Source organism: Varibaculum timonense, assembly GCF_027694345.1.
Lineage (GTDB): Bacteria > Actinomycetota > Actinomycetes > Actinomycetales > Actinomycetaceae > Varibaculum > Varibaculum timonense_A.
The window spans coordinates 378,232-385,457 of record NZ_JAQEVU010000001.1; the positions used below are offsets into that span (position 1 = coordinate 378,232).

Sequence of the window (7,226 nt, forward strand, 5' to 3'; positions counted from 1 at the left end):
GGTGCTGGTAGCCGCGGCTCGCCCTCATAGCGGAAAGTAGAAAACTGGCTTAAGCGGGTAGAGACTCAATGGATTCTATTAATGGCGAATAGTGGGCTTCTACCGCGGACATATATCCCAATGCGTCTCCCGCTTCGGCGGCTTTGAGCATCGCCCCATGCGCCTTGGCGGTTGCTACCATATTTTCTTTCCCGGCAGCCGGTAAGACGGGAACCACCGACATATGTACCAGCCAGAGGGCATTCATTAGCTCTTCGAGTAGGTTGTTGTTTAACTCTGACACTAGGCGGGTGTGAAATTCTATGTCCTCAACCAAGAATTCCTGCCCATTATGTGCTTTTTCCACCATAGTATCTACTAGCTGATGTAAATGAGTTAGCTGTTTTCCAGCCACTTTCATTACTATTTCTCGGGCTAAACCAATATCTAGGGTACGGCGAACTTGCACGACTTCTTTTAAGGAAGTCAGGTTGGTAGATTTTAGGGAAGAGCGCAACACCATCATTTGCGCCAGAGGACGCAAAGACATTTCTCCCACGTAGGTTCCGCGTCCTTGCCGCACGCTAATAATATCTAAAGCCTGCAATTGCCTTAAGGCTTCGCGTACGGAAGAGCGGGAAACCCCTAAGCGTTCGCACAGTTCAGTCTCGGTAGGTAGCGGGTCGCCGGGTTGTAGGCGCTCTTGTAATATGAAACTTTCAATTGCAGACAGGGTGCCTTTAGAGCGGGAGCTGGGAATCTCTAAGCCCTTTTTATTGTGTAGTAAGCGCCGGTAATCGTCCACTGTAGAGACTGATTCGGGGGTAGCTGAATTTTTCATATGTTTCCTCTATTGCAAGTGCGCTCGTCTAGTAGACTACCATTCCCCATTGAACGGTAGTTGTCTGATGACAGCTATGCTACAGGGCATAGTAAAGTGACGCAACACTCTTTTGCTTTGTAAGGTTGATAAGCCAAAAACTAGCTTTCGTTGCAGGTCTACAGCAAATCGGTAACCTTTTTGTTAAATGCTTGACAGAACTTGTTCTTTGTTACTACGCTGGCATTTGTATGAAGTTGACATTCGTCTCCCATACGGCAAATGGAAATTCTCAAAGGAGAGGACTCAAAATGCGTTCTATTAAGCGTTGGGCAAAGGTATCGGCTGTACTTGCCGCTGCTGCACTTGCTCTTTCGGCTTGTGGAGGAGGATCCGCTGACAAGAAAGCAGGAGGATCTACCGGAACCAAAGCAAGTGGCGAACTAAAAGTTTTTGCCGCTTATGACACCACTAACTGGAATCCCTCGAACACGTCATCAGCTCTGGCGGTGGGCGCTAACCTACAGGTAGTTGAAGGGTTGTACGAGTTTGATTTCTCAAAGTTCAAGGCTCACAAGGCACTGGCTGCTGAAGATGAACCTACCAAGGTAAACGACACCACCTATGAAGTTAAACTGCGTGATGGAGCCAAGTTCTCTACTGGAGATGCAGTTAGCTCTAAAGATGTGGTCAGTTCCTATAAACGAATCGTTGATGGGGACAAGGATTCAACTGGTGCAGTACAACCCAGTTCCTATGCTGCGTTCCTGACTGCTATTTCCGGTATCGAAGCTAAAGACGACAGCACAGTTACCATCAAACTGACCCACGCTATTGACAACCTGAAAGAGCGCTTAGCGTTAATTAAAGTCGTTCCCAGCAAAGCCACCTTTGATGAATTGACCAAGATGCCAGTGGGATCTGGACCTTACAAATACGACACTATTACTGACACCACTCAGGATTTGTCTGTAAATGAGCACTACAACGGGGCTAACCCGGCAACCGTAAGCAAAATTCACTACGACAACTCCCGGGACGCAACCGCTCGTTTAACCGCCGCGGTAGCCGGACAAACTGACGTAGTTGAAGCGCTAGATCCGGCCGGTATTGAAAAGGTTAAGGCTGCCGGATGGGAAGTTAAAGATGCTACCGCTTACGGTATCGCCATGATGACCTTTAACACCACCAAAGCTCCTTTCAAAGACAAGCGGGTTCGTCAGGCACTACTGACCGCTATTGATACCCAAACTATGATTAAGACTGCTCTTAATGGCGCGGGTAAAGAGCCTACCTCTTTCCTGCCTGACTACAACGATCAATACAAGAAAGCTGCTACCCAGTTCTCCTTTGATGTAGCCAAGGCGAAGAAGCTACTGGCGGATGCCGGAGTGGCTGCCGGTACCGAAATTAGCGTGCTCACTACTACCGATACTTGGATTGCTGCTATGGGACCGCAAATCAAGCAGAACTTTGAGGCTCTAGGTCTAAAAGTTAATCTCAACAATGTTGCTTCCGCGGATTTATGGAACAACAACGTTGCCCAAGGCAAGTTTGATGTCGTGGTTGCCCCCGGTGATGCCTCCGTTTACGGCGCCGATCCGGGAGTGCTGATTAAGGGCTGGTTCTTCTCCGAACTGTGGATGAAAGACCGTTTCCGTCTAACCGAATCTGACCCTGCGGGAGCTAAAGCTCTGGTTGATTTAATGGATAAAGCCGATAAAGCTACCGGAGATGAGGCTAAAGCTAAATGGGGTGAAGTGCAAGATATGATTGCTGATCAGGCAGCACTCTATCCGCTAGCCTTCCACACTCTCTACACCGCCTACAATCCCGCTAAAGTATCTAACCTCACTCCGATTGGCGTGACCGGTCTGCAACTAATCGGCACCAAGGTAAGCAAGTAGTTATCAAATGATTACTTGCTGCTAAGTGAGGCTCCAACTAATGGGCGGGGCGGAAGCTCCAGTTTCCGCCCCGCCCATTAACTTTTGCGGAAGCTAATACTTGGCTAAAAGGAGAGATTAGTGAACAACTTATTGAGACTCATAGGTAGGCGACTTATCGCTTTGCCAATCATGGCAATCGGGGTCACCATGTTGGTGTTTTTCGTAATGGAGCTATCGCCTATTGACCCCGCCTGGACAGCGCTCGGCGATAACGCCGCCGATCCCGCTCAAGTAAAAGCCTTTAATATCGCCCACGGATATGTAACCGATGATGGTAGCGAGACTGGGAAACCGATTCCCGCAGTGGTTCGCTACTTCAATTATCTAGTTGGTTTATGTCAAGGTGACTTTGGTATTTATGGGGTAGGGACTGGTCATAAAGTAGTAGATTTAATTGCCCCTGCGCTTCCGGTAACCCTACAGCTCACTTTCTTTGGGCTAATCATTGCGGTACTGATTTCCTTCCCCTTAGGGGTAATCGCGGCGCTTTATCGTGACCGCTGGCCTGATCAGGTTTTTCGTGTCCTATCAGTGGTATTTATCGGTACCCCCAGCTTCTGGTTAGCTGCCTTGTTAGTGCTACTAGGTCTTTCCCTCGGTCATGGTGAACTGGTAGCCGGAGGGTTACCGGGAATCACTGAAGACTTTGGCGGCTGGGTAACTCGAATGATACTTCCCGCCCTGGCGCTGGCAACTCCGGTTATTGGGCAAATGACTAGGGTGGTTCGTACTTCAGTAGTAGAAGAACTCGACCGCGATTACGTTCGCACCGCTTTGGGGGCGGGCATTCCTCGCCCGGTAGTAATCGCTCGTAACGTGCTACGTAACGCGCTGATTACTCCGGTAACCGTCCTCGGTTTACGAGTCGGATACCTTATGGGAGGGGCAGTGGTTATCGAAATTATTTTCGGTCTGCAAGGAATGGGTAAAGTCCTGGTGCAAGGAGTACAGCAAAGCCAAGTAGAAGTCGTTCAAGCTGCTGCTTTGGTGGTTGCCTTAGCTTTCATTGTGGTTAATATCGTCGTCGATATGCTCTACCTGTTAATAAACCCCCGAATTAGGTCTGTGTGATAATCATGATGAGTCAAACCAAGAAAATTGTTTCCGCAGTTGAAAGCGGTAAAAAAGTACGCTTTAACCGTTGGAAAAGCATGAGTATCGGTGCGCGCATTTCCGTGTGTGTACTGATTAGCGTGGTACTGATTTCCATTTTTGCCAAATTTATTACCCCATACTCTCCCGATAGGGTATTCACCGATGCCATCTTGGCTCATCCCAGCGGATCGCACCTATTCGGAACCGATTATGCCGGTCGCGACGTGTTATCGCGTTTGCTGATGGGCGGGCGTTTCTCGATAGTCATCGGATTGTGTTCCGCATTTATTGCCCTGTTCTTTGGGGCAATTATTGGCTCGATTGCGGCGGTAGTACGTCGCAGCCTTTCAGAAGTGATTATGCGGATAATGGACATCATTATGGCGGTTCCGGGCATTGCTATGGCAGCAGTAATGGTGTTGGTATTCTCCGGTATCTTCAAAGATGGTAATCGAGTCGGGCTAGTTGCCGTGATTATCGTGGCTATCTCATTCGTCTACACCCCGCAGCTAGCGCGGATTGTACGAGCAAATGTGATGGCAGCCTACGGTGAAGACTACGTTAGAGCAGTTATTGTTTCGGGTGCGCGTGCCCCCTGGATTCTGGTAAAACACGTAATCCGTAACACGGCTGCTCCAGTACTGGTATTTGCCACCGTACTGGTAGCAGATGCGATTATTCTGGAAGCCTCCCTTACCTTTATTGGCTCCGGTCTCCAATCAACAATGGTTCCTACCTGGGGTAACGTACTTTCTGATGCGTCTGCCAACGGTTCTATTATTTATGGAGCCTGGTGGACCGCCCTATTCCCCGGTTTGCTAATTATGATCACGGTACTGTGTCTAAACATCTTGTCTGAGGGGATTACCGACGCCATGGTAGCGGCGCCGGCTTCCGCTCCCGCAAAGGTCGAACAAAATACCGCCGATCGGGAAGCCGATGCTCTGCTATTGGATCCTCGTCGCGCCTACGCGACTCAAAAAGACTCCTTACAAGAACGTCTAGACTCCCTCAAACTGGTGGAAAGCCAACGCGATGATCGCTTTGATGATTCACCGTTTGCCGGTCAAACCCCATTACTGGAAGTAAAGAACCTATCCATCAAATTCCCGCGTCACGGTGACGTAAACGTAGTGGATCGGGTAAGCTTCACAGTTCGCCCCGGAGAAACCATGGGGCTGGTTGGGGAATCAGGCTGCGGTAAATCAATCACTGCGCTAACCATTATGGGCTTGATTGATCCGCGTGCCCAGCTCGAAGGAGAGATTCTCTATCAAGGTCAAGACCTCTTGAAAATGTCTCCCAAGCAACGGCAAGGGCTGTTAGGAAACGAAATGGCAATGATTTACCAGGACGCGCTCAGCTCCCTGAATCCTGCCATGTTGATTAAGGCTCAGATGAAGCAACTAACCTCCAGGGGAGGAACTCGCAGCGCCGAGGAACTTCTAGAATTGGTGGGCTTAGATCCCAAGCGAACCTTGGAATCCTACCCGCATGAGCTTTCCGGAGGGCAGCGGCAGCGCGTCCTCATCGCCATGGCTCTTACCCGCGATCCGAAGCTGGTGATTGCCGATGAGCCGACTACCGCTCTGGATGTTACCGTCCAAAAGCAAGTTATCGCTCTGCTAAACGAGTTACGGGAAAAACTGGGATTCGCCATGGTGTTCGTTAGCCACGACCTCGCCCTAGTTGCCGAGGTGGCTCACAAGATAACCGTAATGTACGCCGGACAGGTAGTAGAACAATCGCCGACCAGCGAGCTACTGGAACACCCGGTTCACGAGTACACTCGCGGTTTGCTAGGGGCGGTACTGTCAATCGAATCTGGTTCCGGACGTTTACATCAGGTTCCTGGCACAGTACCTAGTCCTAAAGATTTCCCAGTCGGTGACCGTTTCGCCCCGCGTTCGTCCCATCCAGATTATGGAACCGATATTCCACTCGAGCTAGAACTGGTTGGTCCAGAACACGTGTATGCGGCACTACCTGATAAAGAGGGCGTGTATAAGCGTGCTCCTCGTTATAGCGCCAGCGGAAAGGAGGAATAATCATGGTAGACGATAAAATGGTTTTGCCTAACAGCGAACCGGTAGACCCGGATGTTCCCATTATTGAACTGCGTAAGGTTGAAGTGATTTTCAAAGCCCGCACCGGTTCAATCTTCAAACCAAACCATGTACAGGCAGTACGAGGCGTGGATATGAAGATTATGCCCGGCAAAGTGTTGGGCATTGTGGGGGAATCGGGTTGCGGTAAATCTACCACCGCCAACGTGATGTGCGGTCTGCAAGTAGCCAGTAAAGGCCAAGTGCTATTTATGGGCAAGGACGTGACCAAACGTTCCGCTAAGGATCGCCGGCTCATCGGACAGGTAGTATCGGTAGTTTTCCAAGACCCAGCGACTGCCTTAAATCCGCGCATGACAGTGCAAGACCAACTGGCGGATCCTTTACGGGTTCATAAAATCGGTAATGAGTCTTCACGTCAAAAAAGGGTAAGAGAGCTGCTAGGACTGGTGGGGCTACCGTTATCTGCTCTGGGGGCGCTGCCTGGTCAGCTTTCCGGTGGGCAGCGGCAGCGGGTGGCAATCGCTCGTGCCCTATCTCTTAACCCGAAAGCGATTATTGCTGATGAACCTACCTCTGCTCTGGATGTATCGGTGCGTGCTCAAATTTTGAATCTACTATCTGATTTACGTGAGGAACTCGGTCTGGCGATGGTGTTTATTTCGCATGATATTCAGACGGTGCGTTACATATCTGACCGTATTGCGGTGATGAACGCGGGAAAGGTGGTTGAGCAAGGAACTGCTGAACAAATCCTGAATTCCCCCAAAGATCCTTACACCGAGAAATTGCTGGGAGCTGCTCCCTCGCTATTGCATCCTGCTTGTTTAACCGAATATGCATAGTAATCGATAAGTAAGCATTGCTGAAGCGTTTATTAGCGAGTTAATAAATAATCAACTGGGGGGCGGGTATTAAAGATACCCGCCCCCCAGTTATTTCTTTGCCCGCCTGGTTTTAAGCGCAGCTGATTGGGACGAAAGTGGGGTAGTCGCTTTCGGTTTGGGATTAACTGGTGTGGTTTAGGGATTCGACAGTTGTTAGATGGGGATAATACCCCGATATTCGGGGTATTTTCGCAGGTAGACTAGATGAAGAGCTGTTTAGAGTTCGCAAATTTTGTGGCTTCCCTTACTTTTGCTTATTCTGGTTTGACGCGCTAACGCTCGCACGGTAACTTTGTATTCGTTGCCGAGCGCGGAAGCCGGTGGGAGATGAAAACCCACCGCTTATTTTTTGCTCGCAACAGACCCTAACCGGTCAGTTTGGTTGGTTTGTGGTTTGGTTGTTTGTGTTCTCGATAGTTGTGTTTTTTTG

The 7,226-nt window shown here is 49.7% G+C and carries 5 protein-coding genes; 4 read left to right on the forward strand and 1 reads right to left on the reverse strand.

Features of this window, described 5'->3' with window-relative positions; genetic code table 11:
• Window positions 1–49: 49 nt before the first annotated feature.
• Entirely contained in the window at window positions 50–820 is a 771-nt protein-coding gene (locus tag PG728_RS01530) for a FadR/GntR family transcriptional regulator (protein WP_270625341.1), read from the reverse strand.
• A 290-nt stretch (window positions 821–1,110) separates the two neighbouring features.
• Here PG728_RS01530 and PG728_RS01535 point away from each other — a divergent pair, with 290 nt between their 5' ends.
• The 4 genes from PG728_RS01535 (at window position 1,111) to PG728_RS01550 (ending at window position 6,754) form a co-directional block, all read left to right on the forward strand.
• A complete protein-coding gene (locus PG728_RS01535) occupies window positions 1,111–2,706 on the forward strand; it encodes an ABC transporter substrate-binding protein (protein ID WP_072509861.1) in 1,596 nt (531 codons plus the stop codon).
• Between the two features lie 120 nt (window positions 2,707–2,826).
• Window positions 2,827–3,819, forward strand: a complete 993-nt coding sequence (locus tag PG728_RS01540) for an ABC transporter permease (RefSeq protein ID WP_072509860.1) — start codon at window positions 2,827–2,829, stop codon at window positions 3,817–3,819.
• A gap of 8 nt (window positions 3,820–3,827) precedes the next feature.
• Window positions 3,828–5,891 carry a dipeptide/oligopeptide/nickel ABC transporter permease/ATP-binding protein gene (locus PG728_RS01545; protein ID WP_270625361.1) on the forward strand — a complete coding sequence of 688 codons (2,064 nt, stop codon included), beginning with the start codon at window positions 3,828–3,830 and terminating at the stop codon, window positions 5,889–5,891.
• A 2-nt stretch (window positions 5,892–5,893) separates the two neighbouring features.
• Entirely contained in the window at window positions 5,894–6,754 is an 861-nt protein-coding gene (locus tag PG728_RS01550) for an ABC transporter ATP-binding protein (protein WP_270625342.1), read from the forward strand.
• Window positions 6,755–7,226 lie beyond the last annotated feature (472 nt).